The organism is Paenibacillus sp. CH40 (assembly GCF_024213605.1).
GTDB lineage: Bacteria > Bacillota > Bacilli > Paenibacillales > Paenibacillaceae > Paenibacillus > Paenibacillus polymyxa_B.
The window spans coordinates 223,717-242,802 of the sequence record NZ_JANAVQ010000005.1; the positions used below are offsets into that span (position 1 = coordinate 223,717).

The window sequence follows — 19,086 nt, forward strand, 5'->3', positions numbered from 1 at the left end:
CATGAAAAATGTTTTCCGAAACGTTAGGCGCTACATCAGACTGTACTGGAAGTTTGTCCAGTTTTCCGTCATGTCGCAGATGGAATACCGCATTAATTTTATAACTGCATTTCTGGTTGAAACGACTTATTTGCTTATCAAGCTGCTGTACGCATCGGTTCCATACCGCGCCGGGACGGACATTAACGGCTGGTCTCCTGACGCCATATTGTTATATATCGGCGTGTTTACGATGATGAGCGGATTTTATAGTGGATTGTTCTACAGTAATTTTACAAGCCTGCCTGACAAAATTCGTACCGGCTCACTGGATGTGCTCATGACCAAACCCGTATCGCTGCAATTTATGGTGACACTGCGTCAATTTGAACTGGGCTATACCGTGCCGAATGTAATTGGCGGCGGAATTATGACAGGGATTGGCTGGTATCGACTCGGATTGCCGTTTAATTTTGAAACCGCGGGAGGGTTCTCTGTGCTGCTCGGATGCGGAGTGCTTACGGCATACTCCGTATTTTTGCTCCCCCAACTGCTGGCCTTCTGGATTATCCGCACGAACGGCGTTACGGAGCTGTCCAACAGCATTTTCGAGACAAACTATGTGCCGATGGCCGTGTACAGTAATCTGATTCAGCGTATCGGTTTGTTCGTGCTTCCAGTGTTTGTCATTTGTAATTTTCCGCCCATGTTCATTCTCGGCAAAATGGATACCGGGTTGGTGGTATGGGCATTTCTCGCACCTCTCTGGCTGCTGGCGATCATCCGCCTGATATGGCAGTTTGCTCTACGTGATTATACGAGCGCGAGCCAGTAGCGCTACCGTGTAGTGGGCCAATAATGAAGCAGGAAAGGAAGCGAATCATATGAATGCGATACCGAATCAGCGTCATTTGTATATGGGAACGTTCGAAGCGGAGGCTTACTGGCGGGATGCCCAGTTAGCTTCCCTGCCAGCCCTGCCTGACCGGGCTTCTTCTGCGATTGTAGCAGCCATGGATGAACTGCTGTTCAGCTTTTGCCAGCCAGGAGATGCGTTATTGACCCGTTATGCTATTTCGCCTGTACATCGTCAGTATATCGCGCAGTTGGGCTTTCATCCGGCTGTCAACGAACGAGATTTGACCGACGGCATGGAGCGTGCAGGCAACGTATCGGCCGCTTCAGTATTCGAACTGCTGGGCAGTCGCAAGGCCGATGCCGGAGAGGGGTTTCCTCAACTGGAAGGCTGTGTGCTTAGCCCGTTTGCGGGTTTACCGCATGTGGAGGAGGCTGCACGTGCTTGGGGTATAACACTGCATCAGCCACCGCTGGAAACGATTCGCAAGGTAAATGCCAAAACGTATTCCTCTGATCTGAAACGCAGCCTTGGTCTGCGCAACCCGGGCTATATTGTGACTTCGTTTGCAGATGTTGCTGAGGCGGGGCGTAAGCTGCTACGGGATGGAAGCTTTTTAATCAAGGATGATTTTGGCGTATCGGGCAAAGGAAACCTGCACATTACCTCGACACAAATGCTGGACCGGATCGTATCGTATTTGCGTGGACAGGAGCGTAAAGGCAAACAGGTGCTTTTCCTTTTGGAGCCTTTTCAGGAGAAAGAGCAGGATTTTTCATGCCAATTTACGATTGGTGATGATGGAAGTGTCGATATCCTATCTGTACAATGGCTGGCTAATACTCAATTCTCTTATCGGGAATCCTTGTCGCCGGACGAGGCTTTTTTAGAGCGGCTGGAGCGCGAGGGCTATTTTAGCTTAATGCAGGATGTGGGACGGCAATTGTATCAGGATGGTTATTATGGCGATGTATGCATTGATTCCATGACACTTCGTGGTGGGAAGCTGGAGCCTATTATCGAAATTAATGCCAGAAAGTCGATGAGTTTGATCAAGCATCAGCTCGATACCTTTCTGGCCGGGAAAAGTATGCGTGGCACGCTGACGAATTATTCACTGTCCCATGATGGCAGTCTATCCTATGAAGAACTGCTGGAAGGGCTGAAAGGTGAAGGATTGTTGTTCACAGGTGAACGTGAAGAAGGTGTCATGCCTCTGGGTGCCAATACGTTATATGTGAACACAGGTGGACGAGATGGAGAGAACAAGATTGTGGGCCATACAAGCACGCCAAGCAGAAATGCAACCGGGCGCGGAGGCAGATCGCCTGCCAAGCAGGTTCGTGTGAGCGGGATTGGGGCCAGCGATGGCGGATCAGAAGGGAACGGCATGGCTAAGCCGGACTTGAATGGTAAAAAAGAAACTGCTGGAAGCGAACGGGCACGAGGTAAGGGGCGTCTTTATTTAGAGCTGGTTGCTGCGAGCGATGAGGATAAAATGCGGTTGACTACAAAGCTGGAGCGTTTTTTGGCAGAGCATCATTTTACAGTGCTGAATTAAACGGGAGGCGTATGAGCATGCGTAAGAGTACGGATCAGCTTATGAAGGTAACGATTTTGTGTTCCGGTTTCGGATTGGGCTTTTATACCCCTGGCTTGTTGTTGCAAGCGGGTCTTCGCAGGCTGGGCGTGGATACGGCGATTCATGTATTTGAAAATGTGCTGCCAGAATCGGCCCGTCTCAAGGTCGATAAAAGCCGCAAAGCTTACCATGACAATTTTGCGGTGGCCTTAATGTCACAAAAGGTTCCGCAGGATATGCGTAATTCACTGGATCTCGCTGCGATGGAAGTGCTGCTGAACCAATGGATAGAAGAGGATCGGCGGTATTTTATATGCTTATCCGGTCATTGGATGTATGTACTGGAGGAGTATCGTAAGCGCAGAGAACCGGAGTCGGTGCATGTGGACATCGTGTACATGGATTCGACACCTTCTCCTTCCTGGAAAAATCTAGCCAAGCATAACCCGCATTTTGCTGATGGCTGTGGAGAAACGACCCTGTTTGAAAATGATAAAAATAGAGTCAACCACTATATTGACATCCCGGCAGTGGAGCATATCCCTTTTGAAGCACGGCAAGCCCGTTTATTCGTACATGGCGGCGGTTGGGGGATGGGCACCTACCGTGAGAAGGTTGGACGGTTGGAAGAAGCGGGCTGGGAGCTGGATCTACTGTTGTATGATCAGGATCAACCGGATGAACAGCGGGACAGTATACGCTATTTTCAGATGGACCCGCAGTGGAGGACATGGCAGCGTAATGAAGCCGGGGAGCATACATTTCCGCCTTTCGGAGAGGTAAAAAAGGGCGAGAAGACAGTGTATCAGGTCGGACCGGATTACCATAACATGCTGGACCAAGCATGTCGTGTCCAGGCCATTGTCAGCAAGCCCGGTGGTGGCAGCCTAACCGACTCGTTCGCTACGGCCACTCCACTCATTATGCTGGAGCCATTTGGTGTGCATGAGAAGCATAATGCGGATCTGTGGGAACGTTTGGGATTAGGTATGCGCTACGAGACGTGGATTGAAACCTATAGTGGTAGTGCTCAGATACTAGAGGATATGCATCGGAGGATCGTAGAGCTGCGCAGTCGGACGCCGCGTTATATAGAGTCGTATGTGAATAGTATCCAAATGCCAGTAAGCTCCCCAGGAATGGAGCAGGGATTATGAACGCTGCCGCGGCTGCGCAAGAGCCTGCGATGCGAGATATTCGCTTTGGGATCATTGGCTGTTCTGCCATTGCTCCCCGTGCGTTGCTGGAACCGATCCGACATGTTGCAGGGGCACGCGTGACCGCGCTTGCGAACCGCACGGTTGCCAAGGCAGGAGAAATGGCAGATCGTTTTGGCGTCAGTGTCGTTTATCGGCATGCTGAGGATATGCTAAAGGACCCGGAGATCGATGCTGTATATATTGCGCTCAGCAACGATTTACATGCCGAGTGGATTGGCAAAGCACTACGGGCTCATAAGCATGTGCTGGTGGAAAAGCCGTTATGCCTGAATACGGCTGATCTGGCTCCCTTGGCAGCAACAGTCGAACAGAGCAGTGCTTACCTGCTGGAGGGAGTCATGGTGCAGCACCATCCTTGGCAGCATGAACTGCGGAGGATGGTAGAATCGGGGCGTTATGGTCGCTTACGCTCCATAGAGACGAGTCTATGCATTCCGGCAAAAGAAGGACATGCGGACAATTACAGATCTCGTCCGGAGCAGGGTGGGGGATGCTTTTGGGATCTGGGCGTGTACTGGCTCCAGCTGCTTCAAGCCGTCGTTGGTTTGGAGCAGGCGGAATTCCACAGTCAATCGGATTTCGATGGTCCTCATGACTGTGACTGGACATTTCGTGCGCAAGCCCGTTATCCGAGCGGATTGGAGGCATCTGCCCTCTTTTCATTTGAGCGCCCTTATCGCTGTGCTCATGTACTGACCTTTGATTCGGCAGTAGTCACCTTGAAGGACTGCTTTCGGGCCAATTTAGGTTTTTATAAAATGACACTCAAGACAGAAATAAAGAAGGATATCATGCCGAATATAACAGATGTGGACGCACTGCCTGTGTTATCACAGACATCTTCGCATACCAAAACGGTTTTCGAGCCTATGAACTATTATGTCAATCAGTTGAATACCTTTTGTAACATCATCCGGGGAGAAGCGGAGCCCATTCCATTTCGCGAGGCTGCTGAACGCGTCAGACTGCTGGCAGCCATTCATGAAGCAGCACGCTCGGGTGAGACGATATATGCAGTATGAGTATGATTGTGTTTTCGAGCGGAGGGAAGCGAATGATGCAAAATACTGAGTATCAAGGTATAGAGAGGAGGAGAACTCAGGTGATGGATAAAAAGGACGAAGCCTTACTGGAGCGTTTCGGCGAGCATCCGACGCCATTTTACTATTATGACGGGGACGCGCTGCATGCCCACGTCAGCTCGTTGCTATCCCGATTGCACCCGGCCGTGCGTGTACATTATGCGCTCAAGGCTAATGGTAACGTAGCCTTGGCTGGATTGCTGCGTTCGTTAGGTTGTGGTGTTGAGATTGCTTCTGCTGGAGAAATGTTCGTCGCTATGGAGGCCGGGTATGCTGCGGAAGACGTGCTGTACGCCGGACCGGGAAAAACAGTAGCCGAGCTGAACGAGGCGATAGCCTATGGAATCGGCTGTATTCATGTCGAATCGGTGAGGGAGCTGCGTCTGTTGGAGGACATTGCTGCCCAAGCGGGCCAGCTTGTTAGGGCAGCGGTTCGCATCAATCCCGATAACGATCTGTCTGGAGCAACGATTAAAATGGGTGGTGTTCCGCGCCCCTTTGGAGTGGATGAAGGGCAGCTGGATCACTTTTTTAAGGTGCTGGAAGATTGCCCACACGTCCATTTTCAAGGTATTCAGGTATATACAGGTACGCAAATGTTGAAATCGGATCAGATTTTAGCTTCATTTGCGAATACGCTACAGCTGGCAGAACGGGTACAGGCTCAGTATGGTGTGGCAATGCATACGGTCAATTTGGGCGGCGGGTTTGGTGTACCTTATTTTGCTCATGAGCAACCACTTGATATGGATCACGTCATTGACGGACTGAACGCACTCGCGGAGCAGACCCGAACCCGCATGCCCGGGGTTAAGCTAATCATCGAAAGCGGCAGATATCTGGTTGCTCAATCGGGCATGTATGTCTGCCGAGCATTGTATACAAAGGAATCCAAGGGAGAGAAGTTTGTCGTGGCTGATGGTGGCATGAATCACTACGCCGCAGCTACTTTTCGAGGACGCCGTATTAGGGACAACTACCCGGTGCGAATTATGCGCAGGCAAGCGGGAGAATCGAAAGAACCCAAAGAACGAGAAGTGGAAGCAACCCTACGGATGGGGCAGAGAGACGCTTCTGCTCAAACGGCTGTTACTGTCGAACAATCATTAGAAGAGGTCGCAAGCCGAATAGGGGGGCCTTCGGAGGAAGCATCCTTGGAGCTTGAAACGGTAAGTATTGTTGGTCCGCTTTGTACACCCGAGGATTGTATTGTGAAAAAAGCGCAGCTTCCTCCGATTCACGAGGGCGATTATATTGCCTTTCCGAATGCAGGTGCCTATGGATTAAGCTATAGTCCACTACAATTTCTGGGACATGCAACCCCGGCGGAGCTGCTCGATTTTCGTGGGGAGGTGCATGTCATTCGTGAACACGGTGACCGCACAGACCTGCTGCATCATCAGCGCATGATTCCGTTGCCTGAGGATGCGTTGTAAGTATGTAAAAAAACGCCAAACTCATGGGAACCGATACAAATCGGACCTGTGATTTGGCGTTTTTTACATGATGAGTAGGGTAGTATCGACTCATTGTTGCTTGGAGCTGCGCATTTCCTGACGCACAAGCTGCCATACCATAAAGATCAGTACAGCGATTTGTGGGACAAAGGTTTCCCAAGTTGGATACATTCCCAGCCAGCTAATGGACGGAAGCGAGGAGGCAGTGTGCCCCGGAAGCCTGCCAGCCACCTGAAGCGAATGAATACTTTCGCCCAGAAATCGGAATACGAGATAGTAAATCAGTACAGTCGCAGTCAGGAAAAAGGCACGAATCGGCAATCGTACACTGAACTTAATGATCGCAAACGCCAGAATGACTAGAACAACCGTCGCCGAGCTAATGCCGAGCAGCAATTGCGAGGTTTCGATGGCTGGAGCCATACCGACATAAAAGATAGCTGTCTCGGCTCCTTCACGCAGAATTGCGAGCGCAGAAACCGCAAATAGCGACCACAGGCTTCCCCGTGCCAGCGCGTTGCCCACGCTGTTTTCCACAAAGCGGTTCCACGCGGCAGCATTGGATTTGCTATGCAGCCAGCTACCAACGGTCAGCATCAGCACGACCGCCACCAGCCCAGTGACACCCTCCAGCAACTCACGCATGCTGCCTGATGCGGCAGCTGCCACCAGTGTGGTGAACAGTACTGCCAGAATTCCGCTCAGCACCAGCCCCGTTCCGGCTCCTGCCCATATCCACCGTCCAGCCACGGCTTCGCCGCTTTTTTTGGCATACGCCAGCAGAGCTGCGAGCACGAGGATGGCCTCCAGGCCCTCACGCAGCAAAATCAGCGCAGCATCCCACGCAGTGTAAGAACGTTCTTCCGTCAACGGACGGAGTCTGTCCAGCATCTGATCAAGAGTCTGAATGGCTTTGTCCGTATTCGGTGGAGAAGACAGCAGATATCCTGAAGTCTCGGTCATTTCATTTTCAATTGCAGTGTAAGACGTCGGATCGGCAATTTGTACATGTCCTTCGACAGAAGGCCACAGAGCGATAAACTGCACTACCTTGTCAGCCGCTTGCTCTGATTGATTAGCTACAGCATCTTGACGTGCGGATTCGAGCAAGGTGACTGCATCGCCTAGGGAAGCTACCGAACCATTCGCCGTTCCGGCAGCCGTATTGCCTGCATTCGTTCCTTGACCTGTGTTCATAGATTTACCCTGACTATAATCAGACAGCAGAGTCGTTAATTCCTGCATTTCCTTGAGAGCCTGTTCTTGGCGAATAGGCTCAGCTTGCATGGAGATGCGGATGAGACTGATTTTAGTTTCGAGCGAACTGTATACCGGGAAATTGTCCAAACGAATCGGTGTTTCTACCTGATACCAGTCTTTGACGATTCGATCGTAATCCACCCGGGCAGCAGCCCAATCGCCTTTTTGCATGGCGGCCAGACTGCCCTTCGCCATGGGAAGCAGTTTTTCCGCTGCTTTGGCTCCAGCCGGGGCTGGTTTGTCCCCTTCGGCAGCAGTGACGTACTCATTGACCGAGCGCGCCAGCACGGATAAGGCAGCTTTCGCCGGTTCCCCGCCGCCACTGGCGAGTGTCTGCTCCGCATCGGCGAGTGCTTGATCTACAGCTTCGATGTGAGCTGAATCTCCACCATTTGTTTTGGCGGCCTCCCACAGCGTGCGGAATTCTTTCAGATCCTTGGAGGCTTCCGTCCATTGGGCTTGTCCCGCCTCCACTAGTGCTCCGCCCACTACAGGCATTAGCTGATCATTGGTGACAGCTTTGGCATCTGTTTGTGCAAAAGCGACCGACCCGGAAATGAACGGAGCTACGGTCAGCAGCAGAGCTGCCACCAGCACAAACACCCATCCCAAGCTTTTATTGCGCCGATTCATATAAATCCCCTTCCTTGCCTGCTGCTAAAATAACGTATCCCCGATGTAGCCGCCTTGCGATACACCTGGGAAGCAGGCGAACACCGCACTGCCTTTGTGTACAATGTATTCGTTCAGCTTGTCATTGCGTGCAAGCTTCTCCTGAATATGAACGAACTGCTTGAACAGATCACGCTGGTAGCTGATGAACAGCAGCCCAGCATCCAGCTGTCCTGTTTGCTTGTCCAATCCGCTTGAATACGAATAAGACCTCCGCAAAATATTAATGCTTCCGTCCCCATGAGCCAAAGCCACATGAGAGGTGGGAGGTGTAACCGGCTTGCCTTCTGGGTTTTTGGCCGCCAGATCAAGCTTGTCGAACTCCTTGACCTTACCGAGTGGGGCACCGCTGCTGCGATGGCGTCCAAAAGTATCCTCCTGGTCGCCCAATGTTGAACGATCCCACACCTCTACCCGCATGCGTACACGGCGAACAGCCATATAGCTGCCGTTCCCCATCCATGCTGGTCCGTCACTGGTCTGTGTCCACACCAGCCGATTCATCTCGTCTGCCTTGGAGGTGTCGGGGTTCCCTGTACCGTCCTTGAAGCCCAGCAAATTGCGCGGTGTGCTTCCCGCAGGATCGGCCTGTGCTGTCCGCTGGAAGCCTTCCTGCGTCCAGCGAAGCACCGCCGTTCCTCTGGCGATACGTGCCAAATTACGCAGGGCATGGAAAGCTACCTGCAAGTCATTGGCACATACCTGCACTCCGATGTCGCCGCCGCACCATTGCTCCTCCAGGGCATCCCCTTGAAAACGGGGCAGCTCACGGAACCCGGCAGGTTTAAGCCCTGACAGGCCGTATCGTCCATCAAAAAAGGATGGGCCCACACCAAAGGTGATCGTCGTGCGGGATGGCGACAATCCTGCCGCCTCGCCCGTATCGGAAGGAGGGAGGTTGAGATTTTCATTATCGTTGCCAAGCAGCACGCCAGAAGTCATTGTAGCGCTTGCTTCCGTCCAGGCTTTGAAGAGGCTGCGCACCTGTTCCTTGTCGCTGGTTGTTAGATCGAAAGCGGCGAAGCAGATGAAATCCTGCGCCGGAGTCACAATACCTGCCTGATGCTTACCGTAAAAAGGGATTACATCTTTGGTATCCGCATCCGTCATCATGCTTTCGAGACGTTGACCGGCTGACAGCACGGCTCCCACGCCCCCGCCGCCAAGCAGGAGGCCTAGTCCACCTACCCCGGCCAGCTTCAATAGGTCTCGGCGTGATACGGATTTGCTTTTTCCTGACAGCTCATCTTCCACTAGCTTCGCATCCTTTTTTACCAGATCGGCCTGTTCATTATGGGATTCCGCATACTGCGGCTTTTCTTGCCCTTTTTGCCGCTTAAAGCCTTTCATATCATTACACTCCTAACAATTTCCCCATTTGGGACAACGGTTCTGCCAAGGCATCGAGGTTTTGGCTCAGCTTTTTAACTTCTTCCGGTTTCAGTTTTGTATACGATACATAGCCTTCTCCGTCCTTAAAAGGAGCCAACTCCTGCTGCAAGGCCGTAAAGCGCTCACCAATTTGTTTTTCCAACGCCGCATCTTTTTGGTTCAGATCTGTTTTTAAAATGTCATATATCTTTTGTGCGCCTTCTACATTGGCAGCAAAATCGTACAAATCCGTATGGGAATATCGCTCCTCCTCACCCGTCACCTTCGAGGTGGATACTTCATTCAACAACTCTACTGCACCCGTTACCATCAGGCTGGCGTCAATATTAACTGTTTCTACTTTGGCACGCAGCAGCTTGGCATCACTCAGCAGTCGGTCGGAAAACTCGTCCATTCCTTTGGTTGTGTTTTCTTCCCATAATGTTTTTTCAATCCGGTGAAAGCCGCGCCAATCCGCTGCATCCACATCACCGTCACGTGCATCAATATTCGGGTCAAGATCACCCAGCGCTTCTGCAATCGGTTCAATCCGTTCATAGTACATACGTGCAGGGGCGTACAGTGCCTTGGCTTTATCCAGCTCGCCAGCTTTGACCGCGTTCGTGAATTCTTCTGTCTTCTTCACAAACGTATCGCATTGCTCGATGGCATAGGTGCGGTAAGCTGTTACCGCTTGATCAAAATTGGGAGCAGAAGCGGCAGGAGTCGTTGTCTGTGTTGTTGCTCCTGCATCTTTGGTCGTTGCGGCAGGCTGCTGAGTAGCAGTTCCGGTTTGTCCGCAACCTGCGAACAGAATAGAAGAGATCAGCACTCCGGCCGGTACGGCATAACGTAGTTTCATAATCAATGAACACCCTTTCTGGCCAAACTGGCCTTGAACCATAGTCTGTTGCGCGATATCTATATCGAATTTTTATTTTGATAATGATTATCAGTCGCGGTTTTTCTTATCATAAGGCTGGCCCATATGCCTGTCAATACATAAATTAGACGCAGAGTCCAACCCTCCATCGAAGGGAGTTAGTAAGGTGCCTATGCCCATTTTTATCCGCATATTGAACCATACCTGAGCACATGACATAAAATGTGTTGACTGTATCCCTTAACCTTGTTACACCACACAAAACCCGAGCAAGGAGGGGTGAAATTGACGAAGGGTAACGACCACAAAAACAAGTTTTTGTTAACTCACCGTGAACGTGAAGTATTTGAACTGCTCGTGCAGGACAAAACAACACGTGACATCGCCGGACAGCTATTCATTAGCGAAAAAACGGTCCGAAACCATATTTCCAATGTAATGCAGAAACTGAACGTAAAAGGTCGTTCACAGGCGGTCGTGGAATTAATCAGGCTTGGAGAATTAAAAATCTGACCTCTTGTTCCTTGCGGGGTACAAAGTCTTCTCGATGATCCTTCGACAGTGAAGGGTGGTCGGGAAGGCTTTTGTTTTGTGGTATGTTAGCTGATCAAATCTAGCAAGTTTATTCTATATTTCAAATTGAGGAAAGAAGCTGGAAAATCTATTGTAAACGTAAAACAAGCGAGTGTCATAGCAATGGACATTCGCTTGTTTTGAGCGTTTTTTAGTTTAGAAACGATAATCCTGAAGCTGTTCCCGGCAGTTATCTATTCTTGCTAGCTCTGATTTGGGATAGCCCAGTCGTTTTGTTTTATTACTGCACATCCAGCAGGAACAATGGATTTTTCCTTTGGAGAATACACCATCGAATTTGACGACCCATCCCCGGTGTGCTGAAAGCCGTTTTTTACGCTGAATAACACATTTTCTGTGGTGCCTAAAATAAGCTCGATTACGATTTTTTTGATTAGGTTTCATTACCATCACGCTCCCTTGGGCAAAGGCTCAGCCCGCAGGAGAAACCAAGGGTATAAGTAATACTTCTACGGGCTGAGCATGATGGTAATCAGATTTAAAGGAAGAGACATGTGACCACCTGCTTGGAATTATTTTAAAGGTGAAAGTGGGGAGTGGAGCCCACGCCGTACATCCGCTTTGCTCTCCCGTTAATGAAATCAATGTGAATGCCGATTTGGGCAAGTAAATCCGTATCAAACACTGTTGCAGCGCACCCTGTATCGAACAATACGTTTGGTAATAGAGCAGTTTGGTCGTGATGTCTCAATGTTAAGGAAACAATGGGCAAACCATTATGAAGGTTAATCTTCATGTACGCTGCCGTACTCCTGAGAAAAACTCTTCTACAACCTCGACATCGGATCGACTGGTATGGAACACATACAGTTCGCGTGACGGATACAGTTTGTGAAAATGTTTATACCCGCTCCATGCATCTTTTGGGTTATCGTAATCCTGAATAACCGCCATGTCTTCAAGATTGCGCACGCGGTTATTGGAACTGGCTTTTATAGCCTCAACCAACACAAATCGCCTTGGATGTGATTCGGCAATTTCTTCCCATTTCATCGACTTCACCTCGCTCTTTTTGCTTTATTTTATTATAACATAATCGGGGGGACGGCAAGGAAGCAGTAACCTCTACCATGTGATCAGTCCCGTAACCCTTTTAAAAAGGATGAAGGCTTTTGTTTTACAGAATAACCACTGAAATATGTGGGAATTTGCGTGTAAATGATGTACTATATATAGAAGGAAGAAACTACCATTAGGGATCATAGTGCAACTAACAGGAGTGATCAAAACATAAGACTGTACCACAAAGTTATACTAAGATAGAAATGCATCTGGTGATAGTCTAAGAATATAAATCCCTACAAAAGCAGTATTCAGCATGACGATAGGATGGAAGATGGATCAGGTTTTGAGCTATACTTTTATATATAGGTGTTGAAGAAGAATCACAAGGCAGAAAAAGCTCGTTGCTTCAGGTAGCAGGAAGTAGCTTTTGCCTAGGACTACCTGTGGTATATTCTTGATCGGAGGTGAACGATAAGACATATGACACCCAACCAACACTTAATGACTTATACGCTGAACAGTGGTATAAAGGGAACGGTCGACCTATCCAGCAAACAGGTGCAGGAATGGATTAAAGCATATCGAATTGGCAGCAAATTTGTAACAGTTGTGGGCAAACAATATTTTGGTTTAAACCCTGAGTTGGTAGCAGATTTCAAGGTACATAATGAATACTCGGAGCAGAGAGAACACATATCCATAATACAGCCTGTAATGGAACGCAAAGCTGTAGATCTGGACCCATTGGTAGAAGCGTACAGCCAGTATAAAACATTAATTCAGGTAGAATGTAAATGTGGTGCTTCCTATATAGAAGAGTCACCGCACAAAAGAACCAAGTGGTCATGCAAGGAGTGTAATAACATTGTGTTCCTGGATCGTAAAAAGGGCATGGTGGATACAGATAAAGGCAAGGTATGGTACATGACCAACAAATACTATGTGGAAAGACAAAGCAACTGACAGATTGTCAGTTGCTTTCTAACTATACACTCACACCTATGGTGTGCCTACTAAAATGATATTAGGTCTTTTGCCAAATAATAAAATTGATGTTTTTTACGCTTTGTAGTACATTATCAAGTGTATTATAAGGAGGCTTCTCATGTACGGACATAGACAAGATGATACTTTATACATCATGACTTACACATTAAATAGTGGTATCAAGGGCACAGTGCCTTTGTCTAATCAACAGATACAGGAATGGCTTGAGTGTTACAGAATCGGCAAGAAATTTGTAACCGAGATTGGCAAAGAGTACTTTGGACTGCATGCGGAACTGGTGGCTGATTTTAAAGTGCATAATCAGTATTCAAGCTATCAGGAGGTTATTATCCCGATTCAACAGCCGGATACTGGCCTAAAAGAGTTGTCCCAGGCTTACAAATCAACTGAAACCTTAATTAAAGTAGATTGCAAATGTGGTACATCGTATGTAACAGAATCTCCCTTTAAGCGGACCAAGTGGTACTGCACCAAATGCCGGGAGATTGTTTTTCTCGACAACAAAAAGGGAATGGTGGATACTTCCAGAGGCAAGGCCCATTATATGACCAATAAGTATTTTGTAGAAAGAGAAACAACTGGCGTATAAGCCGGTTGTTTTTTTGTTCGCAAGGTTTGTATACGTTCTGACTTTTCAAAGCCGATTGCGCTATAGTGAAAAAGGGGAAAGATCAATCTTGATATAACGATAGTCAGGTGGTGAACGTCATACGGGAAGATCATACGAATGGTGCAAGAAACCGCATGAGCACGAACAATGTGTACATAAACGAAACGCTCCATATGGAAAAAATCATAAGTGACCTGCGGGTGATGGGCTATGTGGCTTTTCATCATCATCCGCAAATCACAGGTGAGCTTGAAGAGCTGGAGGCGTTAAAAGAGCAACTATTGTCGTTTTTTCAACAGCATCACGTATTGTGGATTGAGCTTGACCCGCTAACGCAATATGTGGTGGTTAATAACATGGGGAAGGCCACGGTGCTCAAACTTATGGGTCGAAAAATGAACCCGCTACGGGATCTGAGAGCAAACGCTGCTTTGGCTGGACAGCCGCTGCATGAGTTGGATCGGGAGATAGAACGGCTCAATCGGCTGGCTCACCTGTTACGCTACACCCGTTTTTCTTAAGCGACGGAACTAACGTAAAAAAGCATTCACGAAGTATGGATGATCCCATGCTGTGAATGCTTTTTAGTATCTATTTTTTACCGCATAAGATGAGCAAATCTACTGTGACATACGGTAAATTTATTTCCTGCACTCGCTGCCAGTCTGCTTCCGTAGCTCCCCACGATAAGGGAGTCATATGGAGCAAAGGTTTCAAGAGGTCGGCATTTAACATAAAACGATAGGTTACCCGTTCGGCGGATAGAAGTTTAAAATGATCTTTAAATCGGCTTAATATATTGTCATTCGAATAAGCAGGCGTATTCTTTTTCTGTTCATACAAGCATCTCAATTCCCGAAGATAATATCGTTCGGGAATAACTTTCAGGACGCAGCCGTCCTCCGAAAGAATTCTTGTAAATTCAGCATAATTAGAAGGGGATAAAATATTGAGTACACCGTCAAATTGTTGATTTGAAAATGGACAATGAGCCAGATCGGCAACACACCAGAGGGGATGAGGATATTCTTTGGCTGCGGCCACAATACCTTCTTTAGACAAATCCATACCTACGCTTGTTAGCTCGGTGATTCCCTTCCAAGTCAGCTTATCCTGAATGTGGCTCAAATGGGTGCCTTCCCCGCAACCTGCATCGAGCAAGTAAAGGTGTGATTTTTGATCAAACAGCGGCTTCATAAATTTCATTATAGTGCTGCTTATCGCTTCATTTAAGGGATCGAAAAATCCACTATTGCACATCATTCTTCTGGAGGAAAATAGTTGTTTATCATATTTGGTCTTATAGGACCGGGCGGCTAAATGTAAATACCCGTATTTTGAAAGATCATAGCAATGCTGACTCGTACATAGGAGGCTTTTACCTTCCACCATACGCATCGGTTGAGAGCATAGAGGACACCTAAAGAGATGTTCATGCTTACCAATCAGGCCAGCCTTCATCTCGTGTTTATTCCATTTGGACACAGAAAAGCACCCCGTTCATTCGTATTTGGTGAATGAAAAAAGGCACAGCCAAATAGACCCAACCCATTTTCGGAAAAAATGGTTGAGTTTTCATGAACTGTACCTCACATTACCGTAAACGAATAAACTGAATAATCATATTATGTAGCGCTCCTCAAAAAAAATAGAAAGGGCTTTCGCCCTCTCTATTGTAACTTAGCCATAAGAAATTGTCATGTGCTTACACCGATTTCAAAAACTCTACAATCGTCAGCAGACCATTGTCAAAATTATCCAAGTTAAAATGCTCGTTAGGCGCATGCAGGTTCTCATCTGGCAAGCCGAAGCCCATCAGCACGACTGGGGCAGTCAGCACACGGGAGAAGGTTTCCACGATTGGGATGGAGCCTCCATCCTTGGTAAAGAGGGCACGCACACCGTATACCTTCTCAAAAGCATCGGCAGCCGCTTGCAGAAACGCGTGTGACGGGTCGATGTTAAAGGCGTTTGCTTTTTCACCCTGTTGAATATCCAGAGTAGCTCCTGCCTGGACATGAGCGCGTAAATGGCGCTCGATTTTGTCCAGAATGTCTTGCGGATTCTGGTTAGCCACCAAGCGGCACGTGATTTTAGCATGAGCTTCTTTCGGAATGACCGTTTTCGTGCCTTCCCCTTGGAAGCCGCCGTATACGCCGTTCAGCTCCAGTGTCGGACGCGCCCCAACACGCTCAACGAAGCTGAATCCTTCTTCGCCATAGAGGGAATCAAGTGCAAGATCTTGTTGCAGCTTGCTCTCATTGAAGCCTTGCTTCACGAATTCTTCTCTCATCTCTGCCGATAATGGAGCGACATCGTCGTAGAATCCTTTGACGCTAACGCGGCCTTTGTCGTCATGCAGGGTTGCCAGCAAGGACACCAGAGCATGCAGGGCATTCGGCACGCCGCCACCGAAAGAGCCGGAATGTAGATCTGTGTTCGCCGTGTGAATGGCGACTTCCAGTGAACATAGTCCACGCAAACCTGTGCAAATGGCAGGCTTCCCTTTTTCGATCAAGGAAGTGTCGGACACCAGTACAGCATCGGCAGCCAGACGTTCAGCTCCAGTTTGCAAAAACTCAAGCAAGTTCGGACTGGACACTTCTTCCTCACCTTCAATGCAGAATTTGATGTTCAGCGGCAATTTGCCTTCCTGCTTCAAAATGGCCTCAACTGCCTTAATGTGCAAGAAAACCTGTCCTTTATCATCTGTCGCTCCGCGCGCATACAATTTTCCATCACGGATGGATGGCTCAAACGGCGGCGTTTCCCACAGGTGAAGCGGGTCTACGGGTTGTACATCATAGTGTCCATACACGAGGATCGTTGGTTTACCAGGTGCGTGCAAATGATCGGCATATACCAGCGGGTGCCCTTTGGTTGGAATGATTTCAACGTTTTCCAGACCGGCAGCAGTCAGTTTGGCAGCCAGCCAATCAGCTGCTTGGTTAATGTCCTTTTTGTGCTCCGATAATGCTGAGATACTCGGAATGGACAACCACTCCTGTAACTCGCCCAGTTGTTGCTCTCTGGCTTTTTCAAAATATTCAGAATAACTCATAAACTATGTATCCTCCTTTTTCAATGTAAATCGTGTGAATGTTGCGCTATCCTCCGAACCGAGGTTGTGGACGATATGTCTAGTTTACTACGTTTTGTGCTGAACGAAAAATAGGGAGATACAAAAACGATTCTACCCGGGTCTGTTCAGACCTGAGCAGAATCGCCCTTAACCAAGCATATGGATGCACTTATGCGCGAATGTCCAGTTGACCCCCGAGATGAGGCTGTACGCTTTTTTCCATCATCTGCACTAAAGCCTGTCCTTGTTCACTGGCCTGATCCTTAGCCATACTTAATACTTTCACACTTACGGCTTGAGCTAAGCTGGCCTGACTCATACCTGTTGATAATGCTGCGATATCCATGTTCCAACCCTCCTTCATTGTGAAGACTCTTTCTCTGTATTTATCGGTTGGAACGGTTATTTTGTTTCTTCCAATTGGAATTGTGTCAGTAAATCTTGAAGCTGCTCTGCCAGACGGGTCAAATCTGCGGCAGATGAACCGATCTCTTCCATGGAGGCGAGTTGCTCCTCTGCGGCTGCGGACACGGTCTCTGTATGGGATGCCGCTTCTTCAGCGATGCGTGTAATTTCCTCCATGCTGCTGACGACTGCACTCGTTCCATCTGCGACGCCAGCGGTAGAAGCTGCGACGTTATCAAGCTGCTTCGCTGATTTGGCTACTGCTCTACGGATGCGAGAGAAGGAGCGACCGGATAGGTCAATGGAATTGATACCATCATTTACGCGTTCCTTCGCTGATTCCATAGCAACCAGAGCTTCAGACACACCGTTCTGTATCCCTTGAATTTGTTCACGAATTTGTTGTGCGGAATGAGCTGAGTTTTCAGCCAGCTTGCGGACCTCTGTCGCCACGACAGCAAAACCTTTGCCATGCTCTCCTGCGCGTGCTGCCTCAATGGAAGCATTCAATGCGAGCAGATTAGTCTGGCTGGCAATTTCCGTAATGACAGTGACGATCGTTCCGATTCGTCCAGATCGGTCACTCAAAGCACCGATAATCGTATCCAGTTCTTCCACGGTAGTACGAATGCCGTCAATGGAGACGACGCTGTTGCCGATATGCTCACTGCCTGCATCCGACGCCTGAATGGCCTGTGTGGAGTAAGTGGTCATTTCAGCCATAGTTTCAGTCATCGCGGTGATGTCTGTTGCCATGTCGCTAACCCGTGTCTGATTAGCTTTAGCGCTGCCCACTTGGCGTTCGCTGCCTGCAGCCACATCTTGAATGGCTATGGTCACATGCTCGATAGCCCGGGTCGTTTGTTCTGCACCTGCTGCAAGCTCTTGCGAGGATGCCGACAAATTGCCTGTCATCGCTTGAATTTCTTTAATCATGTTACGCAGGTTATCTACCATTTGTTGAAAATATCTTGATAATTCACCAATTTCATCTGTGCTGGTCGTAGCTACGTTAATCGAAAGATTACCTTTGCTGATGGCATCCATAGAATTACGTAATCTTTGGATGGGCTTAAGTATACTGCTGATTAGCCACATTGCGAGTACACCAATGATGATGGCTGCAATCACCAACACGATGATCGTCGTGATAAGAATCGGCTGGGCGGAGGCACTGGTTTCTGCTTTGTCCATCGTTCCGGCAATTTTCCAGCCCGTCAGCGCATTAGTTTTGAAAATCAGGTGTTTGTCTACGCCATTAAAATCGTAACTAAAGCTACCTTCCTCGGAGGCAAACAGTTGGGGTATCGTTTCCCCCATTTTGGTACTTCCACTGACTTCTGTCGGGTGGGTTACGATACGTTTGGTACCATCCAATATCATAATAAAACCATTTTGTCCTATTTTTAACTTTGTGATTTCTTTTAAATTATTCAGGTTCAGGGAAAGACCGAGAACGCCGCTGTTGTCGGGAAGTGTGCGTGAAATATACACAACGGGGACCTTAGCCGTATTGAGTCCGACAGGGCTGATTACGGTTTGTCCGGGTTTTTCCATGGCCTGTTTGTACCACGGACGCTCACGAGGATCGTTTGTGGAGCCTACGGCTTTGCCAATAATGAGTTTACCTTCGGGAGTTCCGACAAACATATCAACAGCTTCTGCATGCATTTTTAAATATACTTGTAATTTTTTCAGAATGGTATCATCTGCTTCAGCACTGTTATCACTAACCGTCATCGTTGTAGAGTAATATTCGAGATCAGCGATTTTGGCCTGAATCGTTTGAGTAACAGCACGATCAGATGCGGTAACGCTAGACGTTGCACTGTCCAGTAATTGGCGATCTGTCTGGTTGTACGCTGCCTGATAGGAGAAAGAGCCCACAATAATACTAGGAACAAGCATGACCAGTAGAAATGCTGCTGTCAATTTCTTGCGTAGTGTTAATGTTTTCAGTCGTCTCAGTTGTTTCATCAAACCCCTGCTTTCTATCTACATATTCATTTCTGATATTTAT

The 19,086-nt window shown here is 48.3% G+C and carries 19 protein-coding genes and 1 pseudogene; 9 read left to right on the forward strand and 11 right to left on the reverse strand.

What is annotated here, in order from left to right:
- Window position 1: 1 nt before the first annotated feature.
- From NLX73_RS16975 to NLX73_RS16995, 5 genes are all read left to right on the forward strand, one after another.
- Window positions 2-814: an ABC transporter permease gene (locus NLX73_RS16975; protein WP_254326770.1), complete on the forward strand. Its 813-nt coding sequence runs from the start codon at window positions 2-4 to the stop codon at window positions 812-814.
- 49 nt (window positions 815-863) lie between these two features.
- Window positions 864-2,396 (forward strand): hypothetical protein, encoded by a 1,533-nt coding sequence (locus tag NLX73_RS16980; RefSeq protein WP_254326771.1) that lies wholly within the window; start codon window positions 864-866, stop codon window positions 2,394-2,396.
- Between the two features lie 17 nt (window positions 2,397-2,413).
- Window positions 2,414-3,574 (forward strand): UDP-glucuronosyltransferase, encoded by a 1,161-nt coding sequence (locus tag NLX73_RS16985; RefSeq protein ID WP_254326772.1) that lies wholly within the window; start codon window positions 2,414-2,416, stop codon window positions 3,572-3,574.
- On the forward strand, window positions 3,571-4,659 hold the full coding sequence (locus tag NLX73_RS16990; RefSeq protein ID WP_254326773.1) for a Gfo/Idh/MocA family oxidoreductase: 1,089 nt from the start codon (window positions 3,571-3,573) through the stop codon (window positions 4,657-4,659). The genes NLX73_RS16985 and NLX73_RS16990 overlap by 4 nt, the downstream gene beginning before the upstream one ends.
- Window positions 4,660-4,742: 83 nt before the next feature.
- Window positions 4,743-6,155, forward strand: a complete 1,413-nt coding sequence (locus tag NLX73_RS16995; RefSeq protein WP_254326842.1) for a type III PLP-dependent enzyme domain-containing protein — start codon at window positions 4,743-4,745, stop codon at window positions 6,153-6,155.
- A gap of 90 nt (window positions 6,156-6,245) precedes the next feature.
- Here NLX73_RS16995 and NLX73_RS17000 read toward each other — a convergent pair whose 3' ends face one another.
- From NLX73_RS17000 to efeO, 3 genes are read right to left on the reverse strand one after another with little or no spacing between them, the layout of a single operon-like run.
- Window positions 6,246-8,069, reverse strand: a complete 1,824-nt coding sequence (locus NLX73_RS17000) for an FTR1 family iron permease (protein WP_254326774.1) — start codon at window positions 8,067-8,069, stop codon at window positions 6,246-6,248.
- 24 nt (window positions 8,070-8,093) lie between these two features.
- Window positions 8,094-9,458, reverse strand: coding sequence for an iron uptake transporter deferrochelatase/peroxidase subunit (gene efeB / locus NLX73_RS17005; protein WP_250260530.1), 1,365 nt, complete (start codon window positions 9,456-9,458; stop codon window positions 8,094-8,096).
- Window positions 9,459-9,462: 4 nt separating this feature from the next.
- On the reverse strand, window positions 9,463-10,341 hold the full coding sequence (gene efeO, locus NLX73_RS17010; RefSeq protein WP_235308507.1) for an iron uptake system protein EfeO: 879 nt from the start codon (window positions 10,339-10,341) through the stop codon (window positions 9,463-9,465).
- 306 nt (window positions 10,342-10,647) lie between these two features.
- On the opposite strand from efeO, the gene NLX73_RS17015 reads away from it, so the two are divergent.
- On the forward strand, window positions 10,648-10,875 hold the full coding sequence (locus NLX73_RS17015) for a helix-turn-helix domain-containing protein (RefSeq protein WP_007431813.1): 228 nt from the start codon (window positions 10,648-10,650) through the stop codon (window positions 10,873-10,875).
- A gap of 216 nt (window positions 10,876-11,091) precedes the next feature.
- On the opposite strand, the gene NLX73_RS17020 is transcribed toward NLX73_RS17015, so the two are convergent.
- From NLX73_RS17020 to NLX73_RS17030, 3 genes are all read right to left on the reverse strand, one after another.
- Window positions 11,092-11,340, reverse strand: a complete 249-nt coding sequence (locus tag NLX73_RS17020; protein WP_254326775.1) for a hypothetical protein — start codon at window positions 11,338-11,340, stop codon at window positions 11,092-11,094.
- 133 nt (window positions 11,341-11,473) lie between these two features.
- Entirely contained in the window at window positions 11,474-11,692 is a 219-nt protein-coding gene (locus tag NLX73_RS17025) for a hypothetical protein (protein WP_254326776.1), read from the reverse strand.
- The gene (locus NLX73_RS17030) at window positions 11,689-11,949 is read right to left on the reverse strand and encodes a hypothetical protein (protein WP_023990050.1); all 261 of its coding nucleotides are present in this window, start codon (window positions 11,947-11,949) and stop codon (window positions 11,689-11,691) included. The genes NLX73_RS17025 and NLX73_RS17030 overlap by 4 nt, the downstream gene beginning before the upstream one ends.
- A gap of 492 nt (window positions 11,950-12,441) precedes the next feature.
- Here NLX73_RS17030 and NLX73_RS17035 point away from each other — a divergent pair, with 492 nt between their 5' ends.
- The 3 genes from NLX73_RS17035 (at window position 12,442) to NLX73_RS17045 (ending at window position 14,100) form a co-directional block, all read left to right on the forward strand.
- Window positions 12,442-12,924: a hypothetical protein gene (locus NLX73_RS17035; RefSeq protein WP_254326777.1), complete on the forward strand. Its 483-nt coding sequence runs from the start codon at window positions 12,442-12,444 to the stop codon at window positions 12,922-12,924.
- 142 nt (window positions 12,925-13,066) lie between these two features.
- A complete protein-coding gene (locus NLX73_RS17040; protein WP_013311697.1) occupies window positions 13,067-13,558 on the forward strand; it encodes a hypothetical protein in 492 nt (163 codons plus the stop codon).
- Between the two features lie 155 nt (window positions 13,559-13,713).
- Window positions 13,714-14,100 (forward strand): hypothetical protein, encoded by a 387-nt coding sequence (locus tag NLX73_RS17045; RefSeq protein WP_367997111.1) that lies wholly within the window; start codon window positions 13,714-13,716, stop codon window positions 14,098-14,100.
- Window positions 14,101-14,170: 70 nt separating this feature from the next.
- Here the strand turns inward: NLX73_RS17045 and NLX73_RS17050 are convergent, their stop codons facing one another.
- The 5 genes and pseudogenes from NLX73_RS17050 to NLX73_RS17065 form a co-directional block, all read right to left on the reverse strand.
- Window positions 14,171-14,785 (reverse strand): methyltransferase domain-containing protein, encoded by a 615-nt coding sequence (locus NLX73_RS17050; RefSeq protein ID WP_230585104.1) that lies wholly within the window; start codon window positions 14,783-14,785, stop codon window positions 14,171-14,173.
- 123 nt (window positions 14,786-14,908) lie between these two features.
- Window positions 14,909-15,040 (reverse strand): annotated as a pseudogene (locus NLX73_RS25165) (putative RNA methyltransferase); the annotation flags it as partial.
- Window positions 15,041-15,284: 244 nt separating this feature from the next.
- On the reverse strand, window positions 15,285-16,640 hold the full coding sequence (locus NLX73_RS17055; RefSeq protein WP_254326779.1) for a dipeptidase: 1,356 nt from the start codon (window positions 16,638-16,640) through the stop codon (window positions 15,285-15,287).
- A gap of 190 nt (window positions 16,641-16,830) precedes the next feature.
- Window positions 16,831-17,007 (reverse strand): YjfB family protein, encoded by a 177-nt coding sequence (locus NLX73_RS17060; protein WP_023990044.1) that lies wholly within the window; start codon window positions 17,005-17,007, stop codon window positions 16,831-16,833.
- A 56-nt stretch (window positions 17,008-17,063) separates the two neighbouring features.
- Window positions 17,064-19,043, reverse strand: coding sequence for a methyl-accepting chemotaxis protein (locus NLX73_RS17065; RefSeq protein ID WP_254326780.1), 1,980 nt, complete (start codon window positions 19,041-19,043; stop codon window positions 17,064-17,066).
- Window positions 19,044-19,086 lie beyond the last annotated feature (43 nt).